We start from the raw sequence: 21,512 nt of genomic DNA, 5'->3' as shown, positions 1-21,512 counted from the left end.
GACACGGGGGCTCAGCGCATGCCACCACGACACGGGGACTCAGCGCGTGCCACCACGACACGGGGACTCAGCGCGTGCCGACCACGGCGCAGGGGCTCAGCCCAGCCGCACCAGCATCTTGCCGACGTTGCCGCCGTCCAGCAGCGACAGCAGCGCGCCGGCGGCGTTCTCCAGGCCGTCCACGACCGTCTCGCGGGCGGTGACCCGGCCGTCGGCCAGCCAGTGCGCGACCCGCTGCTCGAACTCCGGCCGCAGGTCGTCGTGGTCACGGACGATGAAGCCCCGCAGCGTCAGCCGCTTGAGGACCGCCTGGATCAGCTGGTTGATGTCCACCGGCCGTCGCTCGCCGCCGAACTGCGACATCATGCCGCACAGGGCGACCCGTCCCCCTGGCCGCAACGCGTACAGGGCGGCGGCCAGTTGCTCGCCGCCCACGTTGTCGAAGTAGACGTCGACGCCGTCGGGCGCCAGCCGGGCCAGTGCCTCACGGACCGGCTCGGCGCGGTGGTCCGCGGCGGCGTCGTAGCCGAACTCCTCGACCAGCAGGGCGCACTTGTCCGGCCCTCCGGCGGTCCCGACGACCCGCTCCGCGCCCAGCAGGCGCGCGAACTGGCCGGCCGCGGTGCCCACCGCCCCGGCCGCCGCCGACACCAGGACGGTGTCGCCGGGGCGGAGTGCGGCGATCCGGGTCAGGCCGACGTACGCGGTGAAGCCGGTCTGGCCGAGCAGCCCCAGCCAGGTGGGCAGCGGGGCGAGGCGCGGGTCGATGCGCTCCGCGCCGTCGGTGTCCGCGCCGTCCAGCACGGCCCGCTCCCGCCAGCCCAGTTGATGCCGGACGAAGGCACCGACGGGCACCGAGGGACAGCGGCTCTCCTCCACGACCCCGAGGGCCCGGCCGTCGAGCGGCGAGCCGGGGGTGAAGTTGTGCGTGTAGTGCTTCTCGGTGCTCTCCAGCCGCCCCCGCATGGACGGGTCGACGCTCATGTACAGGTTGCGGACGAGTACGTGCCCCGCGCCGACGGGCGGCAGGGCGCGCTCCTCGACGGCGAAGTCGCCGGGCACCGGTTCCCCGTCGGGCCGGCGCACCAGGCAGACCACCCGGGTCGTCCGGGGTGTCACCGGCTCACTCCCCCGGCTGCGGGGTGCCGCGCCGCTGGGCGAGCCGGCCCACCCAGCCGGCCATCTGCAGGTCGGCGTGGCGCAGTTCGCCCGACTGCCAGCGGGCCTGGAAGTCGAAGACGCCCCGCGCGCCGGTCGTCGGGTCGGTCACCTCGACCAGGCCGTCCTCGGTGAGCCGGTACACATGCCCGGTCAGCGGGTGGATCACTTGCTTGGCCATGGGTCTCACTCCTGCACTGGGCGGCGTACGCCGCGCTTGGTCACGGTCACCGGGCCCTCGACCCGGAGCCGGCAGGCGAGCCGGGTCAGGCCGTCCACCGGCCGGCGCAGGGCCTCGATGCCCTCGCGTTCCAGCGGGTCCACCGGGGAGCAGTTCTCGGCGCCCTCCTCGACCCGGACGAAGCAGGTGCGGCAGGTGCCCCGGCCGCCGCAGAGGGTCGGCCAGCGGTAGCCGAGCCGTCCGGCGGCGCTGAACAGGTCCTCGCCGTCACGGACCTCGATCTCGACACCTGCGGGCCGGACCGCCACGCGGTGGCTCACTTCTCCATCCAGTGGTCGAGCGTGCGGTTGAAGTGGCGGATGCGGCTCTCCTGGTAGTTGGCCAGGGTGATGCCCGGCTTGCGCATCGCCTTCAGACCCTGCTGGACATAGGGCAGGTTCTCGCAGTCCTGGTCGAAGACGGGTCCGAGCACGCCGAGTTCGGGGATGTCCGCGAAGAGCATGTCCTCCGGGACCCAGCGGATCTTCGCCGGAGGCGGCATCTCGCCGGGCTGCTTCGGAGCCGACATGAAGATGATCTCGGCGGTGCACGCGTCGGGGTCGAGCCCGTGGGGCCGGAACCGGTAGACGATGTTGGACTTGGCGCCGCCCCAGGGGTTGAAGTTGGGGAACAGCAGGTAGTTGATGGCGTCCAGCAGTTCGGTGTCGGGGGTCGCCGAGAAGTCCTGCCGCGCGGTGGACGCCAGCTGTTCGCGCATCCGCTGGGCGAGGACCTGGCGGGCGGTGCCGCCGGGCGGGATCGCGGGCAGCTCGTCCCCCTCCCCCCGCACCAGATCACGGCCCTGGGCCGCCGAGTAGAACGCCCGCGAGTCGTAGAACGTCTCCAGCACGTCCTCCTCGGTGACCCAGTCCGCGACGTGCGGACTGGGGGCGCCCTGGATGTTGATCATGCGGCTCCAGTGGGGCTGGTCCGCCATGACGTCGTACTGCGAGTTGGCGTCGGCGAGCCACGGCAGCATCTGCGGATGCGTGGCGATCACGTGGAAGGACTCGATGAACGCGTCCTGCGCGACCTTCCAGTTGCAGGGCAGCACCTTGGCGATGTGCAGCGACTTGTACCGGTCCTCCAGCGGCCAGATGTAGTACTCGTCGAAGGTGCCGCGATAGCTGTCGAAGGACTCCGCGCAGGGGTCCATGTTGATGAAGACGAAGCCGCGCCAGGTGGCCACCCGGGCTTCGGGGAGCGAGAACTTCTCCGTGCCGACGTGCGGGAAGTCCCAGGCGCACGGCGGGGTCCGCATGGTGCCGTCGAGGTTCCAGGTGAAGCCGTGGAACGGGCAGCGGAACTCGCTCACGTTGCCGCCGGCGGTGCGCAGTTTGCGGCCGCGGTGCAGGCACACGTTGACGAAGGCCCGGATCTCGTCGGGGGCCGTGCGCACGACGACGAGCGAGTCGTCGCCGATCTCGTAGACCTCGTGGTCGCCGACCTCGGGGATCTCGCTCTCCAGACAGGCGAACTGCCAGACGCGCCGCCACACCCGCTCCATCTCGCGTTCGGCCCACGCGCGTGAGGTGAAACGGGCGGCGTCGATGTCCTCGCTGCCGAGGTGGTCGTTCCTCTCGAACCTCAGGGCGGCGGGAACGGGCCGGCTGTCCTGGTCGAGGTAGTCCTGGACGCTGGGCCCGGGGCACCGCGCGGCGCCCGACTCCGACGTTTCGTCCATCATCTCTCCTCCGGCAGAAACTTGAGAGTGAGTGTAGTTACCTGTGATGGCGCGGAGCAACACTCCCGACGACGGACAAGCCCACATCACACGAGGTCACCGCGAACACACCCGCCATGCCGGGAATTTTTTGCGACCGCCCCCTCCCCAAGCCCGCCCCGGCATGTCACACTCCGACGCACTTGAGGCTGTAGTGCCTCATAAGTTTCTCACCCCGGACCGATGTCTTCCGGTTCCGGGCCAGCGCCGCGGGGCACCCCGACGGCCCGCGCCGAACCCCACGCCGGCGATCGACGCAGTCCGTTCTTCCCTCAGACCCGGAGTACTCGACGATGAGTTCCACACCCGGTCGCGCGGCCCGCCGCGCCCTCACCGCGCTCGTGCCCGCCACCGCCCTGCTCACCCTGACGGCGTGCGGTTCGGACTCCACCCCGGCCGCCGGCTCGTCCCAGGCGGCGGCCCCCGACTCGCCCGGCCTGACGGCGGCCCGCGCGGCGCTGAAGGCCTACTCCGAACGCCCGGCCTCGATCCCGGTCACCCAGCCCGTCGGCAAGAAGATCCCCAAGGGCAAGAAGATCGACTTCATCCTGTGCGGCGTCCAGTCCTGCAAGGACCTCGCCGACTTCTTCACCGAGGCCGCGGGCGAACTCGGCTGGAAGGTGAAGCAGATCGCCACCCAGGGCACCCCCGAGTCCGTCCAGGCCGCCTACGAACAGGCCCTGCGCGACAAGCCCGACGCGGTCATCGCCTCCGGTTTCCCGCGCGCCGTCTACGCCAAGCAACTGGCGCGGCTGAAGGCGGCCGACATCCCGGTCGTCCAGTCGAACGCCGACGACGTGGCGGGCGACGGCATCTCCCTGCTGAAGAACGGCCCCAAGGAGGTCGCCGTCCAGGGCGAGATGCTCGCCTCATGGGTGGTGTCGGACAGCGGCGCCAAGGCGAACACCGTGTACTTCGATCTGCCGGCCTACACGATCCTCAAGCCCGTCAAGGACTCCTTCGCCGCCAAGTACGAGGAGTGGTGCGAGGGTTGTCCGCTGGACCAGATCGACGTGCCGATCACCGCGGTCGGCAAGGACATGCCCGACCGGGTGGTGTCGTACCTGCGCTCGCACCCGAAGGTGACCCATGTCGTCTTCTCCCTCGGCCTGCTCAACGTGGGCGTCCCCGCCGCGCTGAAGACCGCGGGCCTCACCGGCAAGCATCTCGTGGTCAACGTCGGTGACGCGCAGAACTACCAGTACATCCAGAGCGGCCTCAGCGACGGCGCGATGGCGCTGAACTCGCACGAGACCGCCTGGCTCCAGGCGGACGCGCTGGCCCGGCACTTCACCGGCCAGTCCATGGACGTGGACCAGCGGGCGGAGCTGCCGAACATGCTGGTCACCAAGGACAACCTGCCCTCGGCCGACGGCGACTTCCCGATCGTCGAGGACTACCAGGCGCAGTTCAAGGCGCTGTGGGGGCTGAGTTGACCCGGCCGGTCCTGCGAGTGGCCCGGCTGTCGAAGAGGTTCGGCGCGACGCAGGCGCTCCGGGACGTCGACCTGGAGGTCGCGCCCGGCGAGATCCACGCCCTGATCGGCCCCAACGGCTCCGGCAAATCCACCCTCATCAAGGTCCTCGCCGGGTACCACCACGCGGAACCGGGGGCCGTCGCCGAACTCGACGGCGAGCCCTTCGACCTCGGCCAGGTCACCTCCTCCCGCCACGACCGGCTCCGCTTCGTCCACCAGGAGCTGGGCCTGGTGGGCGAGTTGAGCGCCGTCGACAACCTGGCGCTCAGCCGCGGCTTCGCCCGCACGGCCCTCGGCAACATCCGCTGGCCGGAGATGGAAAGGCGCACGACCGCACTGGTCGAGCGGTTCGGTCTCGGCATCGACGTACGCCGGCCCCTGACGACCGCGACCCCCGTCCAGCGCGCGGTGGTGGCCATCGCCGCCGCGCTTCAGGGCTGGGAGGGCCGAAGCGGTGTCCTGGTCCTCGACGAACCCACCGCCGTACTGCCGCCCGGTGAGGTCGCGCGCCTCTTCGACATCGTGCGGGAGGTACGCGACGCCGGCGCCGGCGTGCTGTACGTCTCGCACCGGATGGACGAGATCTTCGCGCTCGCCGACCGGGTCACCGTGATCCGCGGCGGACGCCGGATCGCCACCCGGCGGGTCGACGAACTCACCCCGCGCTCACTGGCGGAGCTGATGGCGGGCGAGGCGAGCGGGACCGACCACCGTCCGGCTCCCCGCCCCGGCGCGGGCGGGGCCGACGGTGCCGGACAAGCCGTACTGGAGGTCCGCGACCTGCGGGCCGGCCCGCTGCGCGGCATCGGCTTCGACCTGGCCCGGGGCGAGCGGCTCGGCATCACCGGGCTGGTCGGCTCCGGCCACGAACTCGTGCCGTACGCGGTGTGCGGCGCCCACGCCGGGCGGGTGAGCGGCAGGCTGCGGCTGCCCGATCGCGCCGAGGGCTGGACGGACGCGCGCCAGGCCGGCGGACTGGGCCTCCCCCTGGTCCCCGCCGACCGGGCGAGCGAGGGGGTGATCGGCGACTTCTCGGTCGGTGAGAACCTCACCCTCCCCCTGCTGCACCGGCTGCGGGCCCGGGGCGGACGGCTGCACCGGCGCCGCGAGTCCGCCCTGGCCGAGGAGTGGATCGAGCGGGTCGGGGTGCGCACGGCGGGCCGCGGGGCCCGCGTGACCACCCTGAGCGGCGGCAACCAGCAGAAGGTCGTCATGGCCCGCTGCCTGGCCCAGCGCCCGCCGGTACTGGCCCTGTGCGAACCCACGGCGGGCGTCGACATCGCCACCCGGCTGCAGCTGTACGACCTGATAGAGCGCCAGGCGGGCGAGGGCATGGGCGTCATCGTCTCCTCGTCCGACACACAGGACCTGCTCGCCCTGTGCACCCGCGTCCTGGTGGTGCGCGACGGCCGGATCGCACGGGAACTCGTCGGCCGCGACATCACCGAGCCGGCGCTGGTGCACGCCATGGAAGGAACCGAGTGACATGACATCCACCCCGACCCGGCCGGCGGTGCCCGTGCCGGCCGCACGGGGCCGGCGGGCGGCCTCGGCAAAGGCCGCGCTGCCTGCCTCCCTGTCGTCGTTCCTGTCGTTCCGGAACATCGGCGCCGTGTACGTGTGGCTGGCCATCGCCGTGCTCTTCTCCGTCTGGGCACCGGAGACGTTCCCGACCACCATCACGGTCAAGCAGATACTCAACGGCAACGCCGTGGCCGGGCTGGTCGCGCTCAGCGTCGTACCCCCGCTGGCCGCCCGGGTCTTCGACCTCTCCGTCGCCTTCACCATGTCGCTGACCAGTGTGCTGACCGCCTACTTCCTGGTCTCCACCGATCTCGGGCCCGCCGCCGCGACAGCCCTGGCGATGACCGCCGCGCTGCTGATCGGGGTCGTCAACGGGATCGTGGTGGTGGCGCTGCGGGTCGACTCCTTCATCGCGACCCTGGCGACCGGCGCGCTGATCCAGTCGGTGATCACCATGGTCACCGACGACAGCTCCATCACCGGTGTGCGGCTGCTGGCCGAGCCGTTCGCGAGCATCGCGCAGCTCGACGCGGGCGGCATCACCCTGCCCGTGCTGTACCTGTTGCTCGCCGCGACGGCCATCTGGTTCCTGCTGGAACACACCGCCACCGGGCGCCGGTTGTACGCGACCGGCTTCAACACCGACGCGGCGCGGCTGCAAGGGGTGCGCACCGACCGCCTGCGCTTTCTGACCCTGGTGTCGTCCGCGCTGCTCTCCGGGTTCGCCGGGATCGTCTTCGCGTCCTCGGTCGGATCGGGATCGCCGACCGCGGGCACCCCGTATCTGCTGTCGGCCTACGCCGCGGCCTTCGTCGGAGCGACCCAGCTGCGCGCCGGCCGCTTCAACGCCTGGGGCACGGTCCTCGCGGTCCTGCTGCTCGGCACCGGCGTCACCGGCCTCGGGCTCGCCACGAGCGCGCCGTGGGCCGCGAGCCTGTTCACCGGTTCGGTCCTCATCGTCGCGCTGGTCCTGACGGGTGGCCGGATCGCCCTGCCCGCCGTCCTGCGCCGCCGCAGGGGGCACATCTCACCCGACGGCCCCGAGGCTCCCGCGACCCACGCGGCCGGGCCCGCTCCCGCTCCCGCCGAGGAGAACCCGGTATGAGGGCTCTGCAGTACCTCAAGGTGGGGCAGGCCCCCGAGGTCGTGGACGTTCCCGTGCCCGAACCCGGCCCGGGTGAGGTGCTGTTGAAGGTGACGGCGGCGGGGCTGTGCCACTCCGATCTGGCGGTCATGGGCTGGCCCGAGGAGCAGTTCCCGTACCCGCTGCCCATGACCCTCGGTCACGAGGAGGTCGGCACCGTCGCGGCCGTCGGCAGCGGGGTCGGGGGACCGGCGGAGGGCGACGCGGTGGCGGTGTACGGCCCGTGGGGCTGCGGGCGCTGTCCCCAGTGCGCCGTGGGCAAGGAGAACTGCTGCCCGCACGCGGCCGGGCTCGGCATTCTGCCGCCCGGACTCGGCTCCCCCGGCGCCCTGGCCGAGTACATCGTGGTGCGGTCGCCCCGCCATCTGGTTCCGCTCAAGGGGCTCGACCCGGTGCAGGCGGCGCCGCTCACCGACGCCGGGCTGACGCCGTATCACGCGATCGTGAAGTCACTGCCCAAGCTGGTGCCCGGGAGCACCGCGGTCGTCATCGGTGTCGGCGGACTCGGCCATCTCGCCGTGCAGCTGCTGCGCGCGCTGACGTCGGCCCGGGTGGTCGCCCTGGACCTGAGCGCGGAGAAACTGGCGCTGGCGAAGACCGTCGGCGCCCACGAGGCGCTGCTCTCCGACGACGCGGCGGCCGGGCGGATCCGGGAACTCACCGGGGGGACGGGGGCGGAGGTGGTCCTGGACTTCGTGGGGGCCGCACCGACCCTGGCGATCGCCGCCGCGTCCGTCGCGGTCGAGGGCGACGTGACGATCGTCGGACTCGGCGGAGGCACGCTGGCGGTCGGTTTCGGCGGCGGACTGCCGTTCGAGGTGTCCGCCTCGTTCCCCTACTGGGGCAGCCGCGCGGAGCTGATGGAGGTCGTCGAGCTGGCACGGCAGGGGGTCGTCTCCTCCCACGTGGAGACCTTCTCGCTGGAGGAGGCACCCAAGGCCTACGAGCGCCTGCACGCGGGGGACATCGACGGCCGCGCGGTGGTGCTGCCGTAGGTGGAGGGTGCGGGTCTTCGCGCGGTTTCCCGCGCCCCTGGAAAGGGGCGCGGGAAACCGCGCGAACGGGGTCCGGGGCGGAGCCCCGAGGACGGGACGGGTAGGGGCGGCGGGGGCGAGGACGATCCCGGGCGGCAGGGCGAACGCCTTCCGGGGCGAAGCAACCCGCCGCCACCCGTCCCGTGCTCAGCCGCCCACCGCCCACGCCACACAACGCCCCAGCACCGTGAGGAACTCCGGCGTCCCCCACGGCCCCCGGTCCTCCCGCCCCGTGTCCGCGACCCCGAGGTCCTGCACGTCGTAGCGCCCCCGGCAGTGGCCGAGCGTGAAGTAGCAGACCTCCCCGAGGCCGTGGCGCCTGAGGTACAGCACCGGCCGGGGCGCCCGGTCGAGGGCCGCCGTGTCGCCCTCGGCGAAACCCCGGCACGGGCCCGTGTAGTCGGCGTGCAGCAGCACCTCCAGCTCCCCGTGCAGCTCGCACACGTACAGCTCGTCGGTGACCGTGAACGGTTCGATCCCGGCGACCAGCGGATGGCCGGGCCGGGTCACGCGTACCTCGTACGGTGCGATCGGCGGGTGTGCCAGGAACCGGCTGCCCAGCACGGTGGCGACCTCGCCGAGGAGCCGGGGGGTGGTGAACACCCGTGGCCCGCCGGGAGCGGGCGGCTCGATCACCGCGTTGGTGCCGTGCAGGGCCAGCCAGCGCCCGCCCCGCTCGACGAACCGTGCCAGCGCGGCCTGCTCGGCGGGACCGGGCCGGACGTCACAGGTGTAGGTGACCAGCAGGTCCGCCTCGTCCAGCGCGGCGGTGCGGGCGTAGTCCTGGAAGACCGTCGTACGCACCCGCGGGTGCTCGGCGAGCAGCTCCAGCAGCCGCAGCCGCGCGTGGTCGAAGTCGTGCCATCTGCCGCCGCAGACCAGTACGGCGTCCAGCCGGCCGGCCGGGCCCGCCACGGCTCAGTACTGGACGCGGGTCAGCAGCCCGCCGTCCACCACGAGGTTGACGCCGACACAGAAGGAGCCGGGCCGCCCGAGCAGGAACGCCACGGCGGCCGCCACGTCCTCCGCGGTGCCGTAGCGGCCGATCGGCAGCTTGGCGAGGACCTCCTCGTACACCTCCGGACGGCTGGTGCGGATGGTCTCCCAGGCGCCGCCGGGGAAGTCGATCGGGCCGGGCGAGACGGTGTTGACGCGGATGCCCTTCGGCGCGAGCGCGTGCGCGAGTGCCGAGGCGTGCTGGACCACGGCGGCCTTCAGGGCGGAGTAGGAGTTGGCGCCGGCGGGCCGGGCGGTGTCGGAGGCGTTGGTGGTGCCGATGGCGACCACGGCGGCCCGGTCGGAGGCCTCCAGGTGCGGCAGGGCCGCCTCGACGAGTCCCGCGAAGGGGATCAGGTCGCCGCGCAGGCTCGCCTCCCACGACTCGGGGCCCTTGACGTTGCCCGCCGAGACGTTGGACACCAGCAGGTCCAGACCACCGAGTTCACCGGCTGCCCGCCCGACGAAGCCCGCGAGCGCGGCCGGGTCGGTGACGTCGACCGGCTCGGCGAACACCGTGGCGCCCTCGCCGCGCAGTTCGGCGGCGGCCTTGGCCAGCGCCTCCTCGCCCCGGGCGCAGAGCGCCAGCGCGCAGCCCTCGGCCGCCAGGGTGGTGGCGATCGCCCGGCCGATGCCCCGGCTGGCGCCGGTCACCAGCGCCTTCGCGCCTGTCAGTCCCAGATCCATGGGGTCACTCCTTCGTGATGGGGGATGGGTGGTGGGTGGTGGGTGTGCCGCCGCTCGGTCGGTCGCTCAGTCGCCGGTGAGCCGGGAGAACGGCACCCGGTCGGCGCGCGGCTCCGGCGGCAGTCTCAGGACGCGTTCGCCGATGAGGTTGCGCTGGATCTGGTCGGTGCCGCCGGCCAGTCGGTAGCCGGGGGCTCCGAGCAGATGCTGCGTCCAGGCGAACGTGCCGGGCTCCCCCGTGTCGGCGCAGATCCGGGCGCCCATGAGGTCGGCGGCGAGCTGTCCGGTGCGGGTGAGCAGGTCGGAGGCCATCAGCTTGGTCAGCGACGCCTCGGGGCCGGGCCGGCCGCCGGTGGCGCTCGTCCTCGCGACGCGGTCCACGGTGGCGGCGCGCAGCTCGGTGCGGACGTACAGGTCGGCGAGGCGCTGGCGGACCAGCGGGTCGTCGGTGCGGCCGAGCGAGCGGGCGAGGGCGAGGACGTCGGTGAAGGTGCCTCCCTTGCGCCGGCTGCCGCTGCCGGAGGCGGTCCGTTCGAAGCCGAGGGTGGTGGTGGCGACCTCCCAGCCCTGCCCCGGGCGCCCGATGCGGAGCCGGTCCGGGACGCGGACACCGCTGAGGAAGACCTCGTTGAAGGAGGCACCGCCGCTCATCTGCCGGATGGGGCGCACGTCCACGCCGGGGGCGTCCATCGGGACCAGGAAGGCGGTGATGCCCGCCTGTTTGACGACGTCCGGATCGGTGCGGGCGAGCAGCAGGCCGTAGTCGGCGAACTGCGCTCCCGAGGTCCACACCTTCTGCCCGTCGATCACCCAGTCGCCCCCGCCGCCGGCTTCGGCCGGGCGGGCGGTGTCCGTGTCCTCCTGCCGGGCGCGGGTGCGTACGGCCGCGAGGTCGGAGCCGGCGCCGGGTTCGCTGAACAGCTGGCAGGCCAGCAGGTCCGTGCGCAGGAACGGACGCGCGAAGTCGCGGCGCTGCTCGGCCGTTCCGAACAGGGAGACGGCCATCGCGACCAGCCGCACGGTGACACTGATCAGTTCGGTGGACGGCGGTACGTCGAAGGCCGACTCCTCCTCGGCGAAGACCGCCACGTGGGCGGCGCTCAAGCCCGCCCCGCCGAGGTCCGCCGGCAGCGTCAGTGCCTGGTAGCCGGCGTCGAAGCGGGCCCGCTGGTAGGCGCGGCAGCGCTCCAGCAGCAGGCGCTCGCCCGCTTCGGGGAGGTTGTGGAAGACGGCGAGGTCGGCGTCCACGGTCGTCTCCGGCGTGCGCGCCGGGTCGAGGACGCCGGCCAGCCACTGTCGGACCTGTACGCGCCAGGAGTCCGGATCGGGCGGGGACACGGCTCCTCCCTGGAACGGGGACATGACTCCTCCTTGGAACGGCACTTACCAGACGACAGTTGCAGTAACGGGGATCTGTCAGCGCCGAAACCATCCGCCCGACCATGCGGAGATGCGCTCGGCGTGGGTCAGAGTGTTCCGCACTTTCTTGATAAACGCTACAGTCAGCGCATCGGCTCTCCCGGATCGCGGGAGAGGACCGAGGAGCCGCCCGGAGGAGCCATGTCGCAGTTGCCGCTCGACCGTCGCGTCCGGAGCACCCCGGACCGGCCCGCCCTGGTGGACGACTGGGAAGTGCTGTCCTGGTCCGCGCTCGCGGACCAGGTGGCACGGGTGTCGGCACGGCTGCTGGAGATCGCGCCCGGCCCGCACGACCGGGTCGTCGTGCTCGGCGACAACGCCGCACCGACGCTGGTGTCCCATCTGGCCGGACTGAGAGCCGGCGTGGGGACCGTCGCCGCGTCCCGGCATCTGACGTCGGGCGAACTCGTGGACCAGATCATCGACGCGGGCGCCACCGGCATCGTCGCCGGACCCGCGGGCGCGGGCGCGGCCCTGGACGCGGCCCGGGAACTGGGCCTGCCACTGGTGCTGCACGGGACCCCGGCGATCGGGCACGCCTTCGACTGGGACCTGTGGCTGGCGGCAGCCCCCGCCGGACTCGCCGTTCCGGAGGACCGCCCCGCCCGGCCGCCGCTCGTCTACACCTCGGGCACGACCGGCCGGGCGCGCGGCACCGAGGTGCGCTGGGTGAGCGGTCCGGTCGCCGACAGCTCCGCCTATCTGGCCGCGATCTCCGCCCGGTCCGGTTTCCCGCCGGGCCCGCACCTGGTGTGCGGCCCCCTGCAGCACAACGCGCCCCTGACCGCCCTGCGCCATCTGGCGGCGGGGCAACCGGTGGTCGTACTCGGCCGGTTCGACCCGGAAGTCTGCCTCAGCCGGATCGCGCGGTGGCGGGTGACCTCCACGGTCATGGTGCCCACCCACTTCCAGCGACTGCTCGTCGTACCGCGCGAGACGCGTGCCCGGTACGACGTCTCCAGCCTCACGCAGGTCTCCCACACCGGGTCCGCGTGTCCACCGGACGTGAAGCGGGCCATGATCGAGTGGTTCGGCCCGGTGCTGACCGAGTCGTACGGCGCGAGCGAGGCGGGCACCGTGGCCCGTATCGACAGCACCGAGTGGCTGGCCCATCCGGGGTCGGTCGGCCGCGCCCACCCTCCCTTCGAGGTCCTGGTGACCGACGACGACGGCCGGCCGCTGCCGCCCGGCGAGCGGGGGCTGCTGGCGTTCCGGGCGCCCGAGGACCACGGTGTGCGCTACCACGCGGACCCCGACAAGACGAAGTCCGCCTACCTCGCGCCGGGCGTCTTCACCCTCGGCGACATCGGCTACGTCGACGCCGACGGCTACATCTTCATCACCGACCGGGCGGCGGACGTCGTGGTCTCCGGCGGTGCGAACCTGTATCCGGCCGAGAGCGAGGCGGTGCTGCGCCGGCACCCTGCGGTCGCCGAGGTCGCGGTGATCGGTGTGCCCGACCCGGACTTCGGCGAGTCGCTGCGGGCGCTGGTCGTGGCGACCGGGGACGGCACACCGGCCGAGGAACTCGACCGCTTCTGCCGCGACCGGCTGGCCGCCTACAAGTGCCCGAAGTCCTACGAGTTCGTCCCCGAACTCACACGCAACGCGATGGGCAAGCTCGACAAACGCGCGATGCGCCGCCCCTACTGGCACTCCGAGCGGACCATCGCGGGCTGAACCGGGCCACCGGCACCCGACGCCCCACCGCCCACCGCCCACCGGCAGCCGGTTGCCGGCAGCCGGCAACCGGCCCACGACGACCTCCGCCCTCGTACGAAGGACCCTCCATGACCGAACTCCTCCTCATCCGGCACGGCCTCCCCCTGGCCGGCGTGTACGACCCGGGGCTGTCGCCGGAGGGCACCGCCCAGGCGGAGCGCCTCGCCGCCTGGCTGGTGCACGAGGACGTCGACGCCCTGTACACCAGCCCGTTCCGGCGCGCCCGCGAGACGGTGGCACCCCTGGAACGGCGCACCGGCATGACCGCGGCCGTACTGAACGACCTGCGCGAGTGGGACACGGACGTCTCTCACCCCTACACACCACCGGAGCAGATCGGCGCGGACGATCCCCGGGCCGCGGCGCTGGCCGAGGGCCGGTACGAGGACTTCGTGCCCGATCTGGACTGGGACGCCTTCCGCGCGCGTGCCGTACGGGCCATGGACACCGTCTTCGACGCCCACGCCGGCGGGCGGGTCGCGGTGGTGTGCCACGGCGGCATCACCAACACCTATCTGGCGACCGTGCTCGGCCTGCCCACGATGTTCTGGTTCCACCCCGGCTACACCTCGGTCAGCAGGGTGCGGCGGCTGCCGGGCGGCCGGATCGTCCTGCACTCGGTGAACGAGACGGCCCACATGATCGCCGAGCGCGCCGTCGGCGCGGTCGCCTGACCCCTCCCCTCGTCCCCCGGGCCGACCCGCCCCGTCCCCCGCAGGAGGTTCCGGCCATGCCCGGATCCGTCATCGTCTCCGGTGCGAGAACACCCGTCGGCAGGCTCATGGGCGCCCTGAGCACCGTGTCCGCCGTCGATCTCGGCGCCCATGCCATCGGCGCGGCGCTGGCCGCCGCGCCTCTCGACCCCGCCGCCGTGGAGGCCGTCGTCATGGGCCAGGTCGTCCAGGCCGGGGCCGGCCCGAATCCGGCGCGGCAGGCCGCTGTCCGCGCCGGGATCCCGTTCTCCGTCCCCGCGAGCACCGTCAACAAGCTCTGCCTGTCGGGTCTGCACGCCATCGCCCTGGCCGACCTCATGATCACGTCCGGCCGGCACGAGGTGGTCGTCGCGGGCGGGATGGAGTCCATGTCGGGCGCCCCGCATCTGCTGCGCGGTGCGCGCGGCGGCTGGAGGTACGGCGGCGCCGCCGTCGAGGACGCGCTCGACCGGGACGCCCTCGTCTGCGCCTTCGACAACGTCTCCATGGGCGCGGCCACCGAGCGGTACCAGCAGCCGTTCGGGCTGACCCGCGAGGAGCAGGACGCGTACAGCGCGCTCTCCCACCGACGGGCCGCACGCGCCCGGGAGTCGGGCGCGTGGGCCGACGAGATCGCCCCCTACAAGGTCCCGGGCCGGCACGGCCCGACGGTGGTGGACACCGACGAGGGCATCCGGCCGGACAGCACCGCCGAGAGCCTGGGGCGTCTGCGCCCCGCGTTCTCCGTAGGGGGCACCGTCACCGCGGGCAACTCCTCACAGCTCTCCGACGGCGGCGCGGCGGTCGTCGTGATGAGCGCGGAGCGCGCCCGGCGCGAGGGTCTGGCCCCGCTCGCCGAGATCGGCGCCTACGGCACGGTCGCGGGCCCCGACCCCTCGCTGCCGGCCCAGCCGGCCGGGGCGGTCCGCGACGCCCTGGCCCGGGACGGCCGACTCGACGCCGCCGACGTGGATCTGTTCGAGATCAACGAGGCGTTCGCCGGAGTCGCCCTCGCCTCCGTCCGGGAGCTGGACCTCCCCCTGGACAAGGTGAACGTCAACGGCGGCGCCATCGCCCTCGGCCACCCGGTCGGCATGACGGGCGCCCGCCTGGTCCTGACCCTCGCGGCGGAACTGCGACGACGCGGCGGCGGTACCGGCGCGGCGGCCCTGTGCGGGGGCGGCGGCCAGGGCGACGCACTGCTGCTGCGCGTACCGGCGCAGGCCTGAACCCCGGAGCTGACACACCATGAACGACCGACTGCCCCCGGCCGGGACGATCCTGACCGTCGAGACCCGCGCCCCCGCCGCCGACGGCGTCGTCACCCTCACCCTGCGCCGCCCGGACGGCGAGCCGCTCCCCGCCTGGACACCGGGCGCCCACATCGACGTACTGCTGGACGGCGACGACCGCGACGACGCAGCCGGCACCCTGATCCGGCAGTACTCCCTGTGCGGGCACCCGGAGAAGCGCGGTTCCTGGCAGATCGCCGTACTGCGCGAGCCGCGGGGCCGCGGCGGCTCCGCGTACGTCCACGACCGTCTGCGCGAGGGCAGCACCGTCCGGGTCCGCGGGCCACGGAACAACTTCCCGCTGCGGCCCGCCGGACGGCAGCTGTTCGTCGCGGGCGGCGTCGGCATCACGCCGATCCTTCCCATGGTCGAGGCCGCGGCCGCCGCGGGCACCGACTGGCGCCTGCTGTACGGCGGCCGCACCCGCACCTCCATGGCGTTCCTGGACCGTCTCGCCCCCTACGGTGACCGCGTCCTGATCCGCCCCCAGGACGAGTACGGCCTGCTGGACCTCGGCGCCTTCCTCGGCCCGCCCGAGCCGGACACCCTGGTGCACGCCTGCGGTCCCGAGCCCCTGCTGCGGGCCGTGCGGGAGGCGTCGGCCGGCTGGCCCCCGGACACACTGGGCGTCGAGCGGTTCGCCCCGGCCGAGACGGCCGGGGCGGCCGGAACGGGCGAGGCGGCCGACGCCGGGGCGTACGAGGCCTTCGAGGTGGAGCTGGCCCGCTCCGGGCTCACCCTCATCGTGCCGCCGGACCGCTCGGTGCTCGAAACCCTGGAGGAGGCCGGTGTCACGGTGGACTTCTCCTGCCGGGAAGGCACCTGCGGCACCTGCGAGACCGACGTGCTCGACGGCGAACCCGAGCACCGCGACTCCCTGCTGACCGAGGACGAGCGGGCGGCCGGCGAGACCATGCTCATCTGCGTCTCCCGTGCGTGCGGGCCCCGTCTGGTCCTCGACCTGTGACCAGGGGGCCGTCGCCCGAACGGCCCTGTGCCGCTGCTCACATCCGCGTCGGCACTTCCGGCAATTTAGTAGGACGTCCTAGTATCTCTGCAGCAGAGTTTCAGCGACCCGTCCGGGAAGGCCCCCATGAGCGACCTGCACCAGCCCGTGCACCCCGTCCGTCTGGTCACGGCTTCGGCCCTGTTCGACGGACACGACGCGTCGATCAACATCATGCGGCGGATCTTCCAGTCCCAGGGCGCCGAGGTGATCCACCTCGGACACAACCGGTCGGTCCGGGAGGTCGTGGACGCGGCGCTGGAGGAGGACGCCCACGGAGTGGCGGTCTCGTCCTACCAGGGCGGACACGTGGAGTACTTCGAGTACCTGGTCGAGTCGCTGCGCGCGCAGGGCGCCGACCACGTCCGTGTGGTGGGCGGTGGCGGCGGTGTCATCGTGCCGGAGGAGATCACCCGGCTGCGGGCGAGCGGGGTGACCATCTTCTCCCCGGAGGACGGTCAGCGGATGGGGCTGGCCGGGATGGTCAACTCGGTCGTGCGGGACTGCGACTTCGACCTGTGGGACGGCAAGCCGGCCGACGTCGCCGCCGTCCTCGCGGGCGATCGGTTCGCGATCGCCCGTACCGTCACCGGAGCCGAACTCGGCAAGCTGCCGGCCGACTTCCTGGCCCAGCTGCGGGCCGCCGCCGCGGCCCGGGTCACCCCGGTCCTGGGCATCACCGGCACCGGCGGTTCGGGCAAGTCCTCACTCACCGACGAACTGGTGCGCCAGTTCCGCGTCGACCAGCAGGACAAGCTGCGGATCGCCGTGATCGCGGTCGACCCGACCCGCCGCCGGGGCGGCGGCGCCCTGCTCGGCGACCGCATCCGGATGAACTCCCTCGACAGCAGCCGGGTGTTCTTCCGGAGCCTGGCCACCCGCGGCAGCCGGGAGCTGCCCGAGCACCTGACCGACGTGATCGACGTGGTCAAGGCCGCCGGGTTCGACCTGGTGATCGTGGAGACACCGGGCATCGGCCAGGGCGACGCGGCGATCGTGCCGTTCGTCGACACCTCGCTGTACGTGATGACACCCGAGTTCGGTGCCGCCTCGCAGCTGGAGAAGATCGACATGCTCGACTTCGCCGACGTCGTGGCGATCAACAAGTTCGAGCGGCGCGGCGCCAAGGACGCGCTGCGCGACGTGGGCCGCCAACTGGTCCGCAACCGCGAGGCGTTCGGCATGCGGCCCGAGGACATGCCGGTGTACGGCACCTCGGCGGCCACGTTCAACGACGACGGTGTGACCGCGCTCTACCAGCATCTGCGCACCGCCCTGGCCGACAAGGGGCTGCCCCTGTCCGGGGGCACGCTCGCGGTGGTCGACGCGCGCCACTCCTCGGGCATCCGCCAGGTCGTGCCCGCCGACCGGGTGCGCTACCTCGCCGAGATCACCGACTCCGTCCGCGCCTACCACGCCGAGACCGGCCGGCTCGCCGAGGCCGCCCGACGGGTGCAGCGCCTGGACGCGGTCAGGGGCGAACTCCTCGACGCCGGCCTCGGCGCGGACGACGTGGGATCGCTGCTGGAGGACGCCCGGCGGCGGCTCCCGCACGACCTCGTCGAGCAGATCGCGAACTGGCCCGCCGTCATCGCCTCCTACTCGGGCGACGAGCAGGTCGTGAAGGTCCGGGACAAGGAGATCCGCACCAAGCTCACCCGTGAGTCGCTGTCCGGCAACAGGATCCCCCGTGTCGCGCTGCCCCGCTTCACCGACCACGGGGAACTCGTGAACTTCTGGCGCCGGGAGAACCTCCCCGGCCACTTCCCCTTCACCGCCGGGGTGTTCCCCTTCAAGCGCGACGGCGAGGACCCGGCCCGTATGTTCGCCGGCGAGGGCGATCCGTTCCGCACCAACCGGCGCTTCAAGCTGCTCTCCGAGGGCCAGCCGGCCACCCGGCTGTCGACCGCGTTCGACTCGGTCACCCTCTACGGCCGCGACCCGGACGAGCGCCCCGACGTGTACGGCAAGGTCGGCACCTCCGGGGTGTCGGTCGCCACGCTGGCGGACATGAAGGCGCTCTACGACGGCTTCGACCTGGTCGCGCCCACGACCTCGGTCTCCATGACGATCAACGGACCCGCGCCGACCGTCCTGGCGTTCTTCCTCAACACCGTCATCGACCAGCAGACCGAGCGGTTCCGCGCCGCCGAGGGCCGCGGCCCCTCGCCCGAGGAGGCGGCCGAACTGACCGCGCACGCGCTGGCGAACGTGCGCGGCACGGTGCAGGCCGACATCCTCAAGGAGGACCAGGGCCAGAACACCTGCCTGTTCTCCACCGAGTTCTCCCTGCGGATGATGGCGGACATCCAGGAGTGGTTCATCGCGAACCAGGTCCGCAACTTCTACTCGGTGTCCATCTCCGGCTACCACATCGCCGAGGCCGGGGCCAACCCCATCAGCCAGCTGGCCTTCACCCTGGCCAACGGCTTCACCTACGTCGAGGCCTACCTCGCCCGCGGCATGCGCATCGACGACTTCGCCCCGAACCTGTCGTTCTTCTTCTCCAACGGCATGGACCCCGAGTACGCGGTCCTCGGCCGGGTCGCCCGCCGCATCTGGGCCGTCGCGATGAAGGAGAAGTACGGCGCGAACGACCGCTCGCAGAAGCTGAAGTACCACGTCCAGACCTCCGGACGGTCCCTGCACGCCCAGGAGATGGACTTCAACGACATCCGCACCACCCTCCAGGCCCTCATCGCGATCTACGACAACTGCAACAGCCTGCACACCAACGCCTACGACGAGGCCGTCACCACCCCCACCGAGGACTCCGTACGCCGGGCCCTGGCCATCCAGCTGATCATCAACCGGGAGTGGGGCCTGGCCATGAACGAGAACCCCCTCCAGGGGTCGTTCATCGTCGACGAACTCACCGACCTGGTCGAGGAGGCGGTCCTTGTGGAGTTCGAGCGGATCAACGAACGCGGCGGTGTGCTCGGCGCGATGGAGACCGGCTACCAGCGCGGCCGCATCCAGGACGAGTCGATGCTCTACGAGCAGCGCAAGCACGACGGCACCCTGCCCCTCATCGGCGTCAACACCTTCCGCAACCCCCACGCCGACACCGCCGAGCCCGGCGTCATCGAGCTGGCCCGCGCCACCGAGGCGGAGAAGCAGTCCCAGCTGGAGCGCGTGCGGGAGTACCAGGCCCGCCACCGGGACCCGGCCCACGCCGCCCTGACCGCCCTCAAGGACGCGGCGGTGAGCGGCCGCAACGTCTTCGCCGTCCTCATGGAGGCCGCCCGGGTCTGCTCGCTCCAGCAGATCACCGAGGCGTTCTTCGAGGTCGGCGGCCAGTACCGCCGCAACGTCTGAACCTCAGCCCGCAAGTCCCGCGCGGCACCACGCGCGGGGCCCAGCAGATAGGACCCCGGATGGATCCCGTCACCCGCCTCGGCGTCGTCGGCTGCGGCCTCATGGGCTCCGGCATCGCCGAAGTCGCCGCCCACAGCGGCCTCGACGTCCGTGTCGCCGAAGCCACCCACGACGCCGTCGAAGCCGGCCGCCGCCGTATCACCGCCTCCCTCGACCGGGGCGTAAGGCGCGGCAAGCTCAGCGAACAGCAGCGGGACCGGGCCCTCGCCGGGCTGTCCTTCACCCACGACCTCGGCGACATGGCCGACCGCCAGTTCGTCGTCGAGGCCGTCGCCGAGAACCGCGACATCAAGACCGAGGTGCTGCGCGCCCTGGACAAGGCGGTCGAGGACCCGACGGCGATCCTCGCCACCAACACCTCCTCGATCCCCATCGTCGACCTCGCGGTCGTCACCCAACGGCCCGCGCAGCTCATCGGCATGCACTTCTTCAACCCCGTGCCCGTACAGCGGCTGATCGAGCTGATCCCCGCCCTCACCACCAGTGAGGACACCCTGCGGCGCACCCGCGCCTTCGCCGCACAGCTGGGCAAGGAGGTCATCCAGGCACCCGACCGCTCCGGATTCGTCGTCAACGCGCTGCTCGTGCCCTACCTGCTCAGCGCGGTACGGATGGTGGAGTCCGGCGGCGCCCGCCCGGAGGACATCGACCAGGGCATGGAGCTGGGCTGTGCGCACCCGATGGGCCCCCTGCGGCTGCTCGACCTCATCGGCCTCGACACCGCGCAGGCGGTGGCCGAGTCGATGTACGAGGAGTTCAAGGAGCCTCTGTACGCACCGCCCGCGCTGCTGCGCCGCATGGTCGCCGCGGGGCACCTGGGCCGCAAGAGCGGCAGAGGCTTCCACATCTACGACACGTGAGCCACGTGCCCTGCCTGGTCTCCGTGGACGGGGGTGTGCCCTACGGCGAGGAGCGGTAGGGCGCTCGGCTTCGAAGCGGCCGTCCACGTCTGAGCCCGCGCTTCCGTCCCGCGCCGCAGCGCCGTGCGGCCGGGCGGTACATGGGGGCCGTCCCCCCATGTACCTTCCTCGTCCGCCTGACACCGTGGAACCGGCTCGACGCACCAGCGCGTGCGCGACCGGGCCGATCCAGGCGAGCGAGAGGGAGCCCATGGGCAGAACAGCGTTACTCCGGTTCGTGGTGGTGGCGGCGATGGCCGGTTCCGCGGTGACCTTGACCGGCGGGACCGCGAGCGCGGCCACCGGTGTGTTCAAGAGCGGGACCAACGTGGTCGTGAACGCCGCGGCGGGACGCGCGAACAACATCACGGTCAGCCTGTCCGGGACCAACGTCGTCATCCAGGACACCTCCGACACCCTGACCGCCGGCGTCGGCTGCTCGCTCCAGGGCAACGGCTCGGTGGCCTGCCCGGTGAGCCTGAACAGCGACACGGTCGTGGTCAACGCCGGTGACGGCAACGACATCATCACCAAGACCGGCAACGTCCGCGGAGACCTGCGGGGCGAGTCCGGCAACGACGTCGTCAACGGCGGCCCCAGCCCCGGCAGCAACATCCTCAACGGCGGCCCGGGCAACGACACCCTGAACGGTGGCGTCACCTTCGACCTCCTCATCGGCGGTACCGGCGCCGACCGGCTCAGCGGCGGGGGCGGCGCCAGCGACATCGCCAGCTACCTGGAGAGCGGCTCCGGCGTCGTCGTGGACCTCGACAACGCCGCCGACGACGGAATCGGCGGGGAGGGCGACAACGTCCTCACGGACGTCGAGATCGTCTACGGCAGCCAGTTCGGCGACACGCTCACCGGGGGCACGGCGGGCGACATCCTGTCCGGCTTCGGGGGCAACGACCTCCTGGTGGGCGGTACGGGCAACGACACCCTCGTCGGCGGCGCCGGCGGCGACAGCCACAGCGGCGGGGCCGGCAACGACACCCTCGACGCCGTGGACGGCGTGTTCGGGAACGACTCCCTCAACGGGGGCGCCAACACCGACACCTGCACGGCCGACACGAGCGACACCAAGAGCGCCTGCGAGGCGTGAGACCCGCGTCGGGCCGGACCGCGGGACCGCGGTCCGGCC

General features: G+C 72.5%; 18 protein-coding genes. 11 read left to right on the top strand and 7 right to left on the bottom strand.

What is annotated here, in order from left to right; translation table 11 throughout:
- Positions 1–96 precede the first annotated feature (96 nt).
- Genes H4687_RS42055 through H4687_RS42040 form a run of 4 tightly spaced genes read right to left on the bottom strand, consistent with a single transcriptional unit; the run spans position 97 to position 3,065 of the window.
- Positions 97–1,119, bottom strand: a complete 1,023-nt coding sequence (locus H4687_RS42055) for an NADP-dependent oxidoreductase (protein ID WP_078907394.1) — start codon at positions 1,117–1,119, stop codon at positions 97–99.
- A 4-nt stretch (positions 1,120–1,123) separates the two neighbouring features.
- The gene (locus tag H4687_RS42050) at positions 1,124–1,339 is read right to left on the bottom strand and encodes a hypothetical protein (RefSeq protein WP_046916818.1); all 216 of its coding nucleotides are present in this window, start codon (positions 1,337–1,339) and stop codon (positions 1,124–1,126) included.
- Positions 1,340–1,344: 5 nt separating this feature from the next.
- Positions 1,345–1,659 (bottom strand): 2Fe-2S iron-sulfur cluster-binding protein, encoded by a 315-nt coding sequence (locus tag H4687_RS42045; protein ID WP_046916817.1) that lies wholly within the window; start codon positions 1,657–1,659, stop codon positions 1,345–1,347.
- The gene (locus H4687_RS42040) at positions 1,656–3,065 is read right to left on the bottom strand and encodes an aromatic ring-hydroxylating oxygenase subunit alpha (protein WP_046916816.1); all 1,410 of its coding nucleotides are present in this window, start codon (positions 3,063–3,065) and stop codon (positions 1,656–1,658) included. Before H4687_RS42040 ends, H4687_RS42045 begins: the two co-directional genes overlap by 4 nt.
- Positions 3,066–3,394: 329 nt before the next feature.
- On the opposite strand from H4687_RS42040, the gene H4687_RS42035 reads away from it, so the two are divergent.
- From H4687_RS42035 to H4687_RS42020, 4 genes are read left to right on the top strand one after another with little or no spacing between them, the layout of a single operon-like run.
- Positions 3,395–4,537 carry a sugar ABC transporter substrate-binding protein gene (locus H4687_RS42035; RefSeq protein WP_046914040.1) on the top strand — a complete coding sequence of 381 codons (1,143 nt, stop codon included), beginning with the start codon at positions 3,395–3,397 and terminating at the stop codon, positions 4,535–4,537.
- Positions 4,522–6,063, top strand: a complete 1,542-nt coding sequence (locus H4687_RS42030) for a sugar ABC transporter ATP-binding protein (protein WP_078907393.1) — start codon at positions 4,522–4,524, stop codon at positions 6,061–6,063. Before H4687_RS42035 ends, H4687_RS42030 begins: the two co-directional genes overlap by 16 nt.
- Position 6,064: 1 nt before the next feature.
- Positions 6,065–7,207: an ABC transporter permease gene (locus H4687_RS42025; RefSeq protein WP_050398903.1), complete on the top strand. Its 1,143-nt coding sequence runs from the start codon at positions 6,065–6,067 to the stop codon at positions 7,205–7,207.
- Entirely contained in the window at positions 7,204–8,241 is a 1,038-nt protein-coding gene (locus H4687_RS42020; protein ID WP_046914039.1) for an NAD(P)-dependent alcohol dehydrogenase, read from the top strand. The genes H4687_RS42025 and H4687_RS42020 overlap by 4 nt, the downstream gene beginning before the upstream one ends.
- A gap of 186 nt (positions 8,242–8,427) precedes the next feature.
- On the opposite strand, the gene H4687_RS42015 is transcribed toward H4687_RS42020, so the two are convergent.
- From H4687_RS42015 to H4687_RS42005, 3 genes are all read right to left on the bottom strand, one after another.
- Positions 8,428–9,195, bottom strand: coding sequence for a ThuA domain-containing protein (locus H4687_RS42015; RefSeq protein ID WP_050398901.1), 768 nt, complete (start codon positions 9,193–9,195; stop codon positions 8,428–8,430).
- A 3-nt stretch (positions 9,196–9,198) separates the two neighbouring features.
- Positions 9,199–9,963: an SDR family NAD(P)-dependent oxidoreductase gene (locus H4687_RS42010; RefSeq protein WP_046918890.1), complete on the bottom strand. Its 765-nt coding sequence runs from the start codon at positions 9,961–9,963 to the stop codon at positions 9,199–9,201.
- 66 nt (positions 9,964–10,029) lie between these two features.
- Positions 10,030–11,325 carry an acyl-CoA dehydrogenase family protein gene (locus H4687_RS42005; RefSeq protein WP_046918891.1) on the bottom strand — a complete coding sequence of 432 codons (1,296 nt, stop codon included), beginning with the start codon at positions 11,323–11,325 and terminating at the stop codon, positions 10,030–10,032.
- Between the two features lie 198 nt (positions 11,326–11,523).
- Here H4687_RS42005 and H4687_RS42000 point away from each other — a divergent pair, with 198 nt between their 5' ends.
- The 7 genes from H4687_RS42000 (at position 11,524) to H4687_RS41970 (ending at position 21,473) form a co-directional block, all read left to right on the top strand.
- Positions 11,524–13,062, top strand: a complete 1,539-nt coding sequence (locus H4687_RS42000; protein ID WP_046918892.1) for an AMP-binding protein — start codon at positions 11,524–11,526, stop codon at positions 13,060–13,062.
- Between the two features lie 110 nt (positions 13,063–13,172).
- Positions 13,173–13,778 carry a histidine phosphatase family protein gene (locus H4687_RS41995; RefSeq protein WP_046918893.1) on the top strand — a complete coding sequence of 202 codons (606 nt, stop codon included), beginning with the start codon at positions 13,173–13,175 and terminating at the stop codon, positions 13,776–13,778.
- Positions 13,779–13,834: 56 nt separating this feature from the next.
- Complete coding sequence (locus H4687_RS41990; protein ID WP_050398899.1) at positions 13,835–15,025, top strand: acetyl-CoA C-acyltransferase; 1,191 nt, start codon at positions 13,835–13,837, stop codon at positions 15,023–15,025.
- A gap of 19 nt (positions 15,026–15,044) precedes the next feature.
- On the top strand, positions 15,045–16,055 hold the full coding sequence (locus tag H4687_RS41985) for a PDR/VanB family oxidoreductase (protein WP_046913052.1): 1,011 nt from the start codon (positions 15,045–15,047) through the stop codon (positions 16,053–16,055).
- A 126-nt stretch (positions 16,056–16,181) separates the two neighbouring features.
- Positions 16,182–19,412 carry a fused isobutyryl-CoA mutase/GTPase IcmF gene (gene icmF, locus H4687_RS41980; RefSeq protein ID WP_046913051.1) on the top strand — a complete coding sequence of 1,077 codons (3,231 nt, stop codon included), beginning with the start codon at positions 16,182–16,184 and terminating at the stop codon, positions 19,410–19,412.
- A 59-nt stretch (positions 19,413–19,471) separates the two neighbouring features.
- Complete coding sequence (locus tag H4687_RS41975; RefSeq protein ID WP_046913050.1) at positions 19,472–20,332, top strand: 3-hydroxybutyryl-CoA dehydrogenase; 861 nt, start codon at positions 19,472–19,474, stop codon at positions 20,330–20,332.
- Positions 20,333–20,582: 250 nt separating this feature from the next.
- On the top strand, positions 20,583–21,473 hold the full coding sequence (locus tag H4687_RS41970) for a calcium-binding protein (protein ID WP_046913049.1): 891 nt from the start codon (positions 20,583–20,585) through the stop codon (positions 21,471–21,473).
- Positions 21,474–21,512 lie beyond the last annotated feature (39 nt).

Source organism: Streptomyces stelliscabiei (assembly GCF_014873495.1).
GTDB classification, from domain to species: domain Bacteria; phylum Actinomycetota; class Actinomycetes; order Streptomycetales; family Streptomycetaceae; genus Streptomyces; species Streptomyces bottropensis.
The sequence above is the reverse complement of the archived record's forward strand: the minus strand, read 5'-3'. Positions and strand labels throughout refer to the sequence as shown.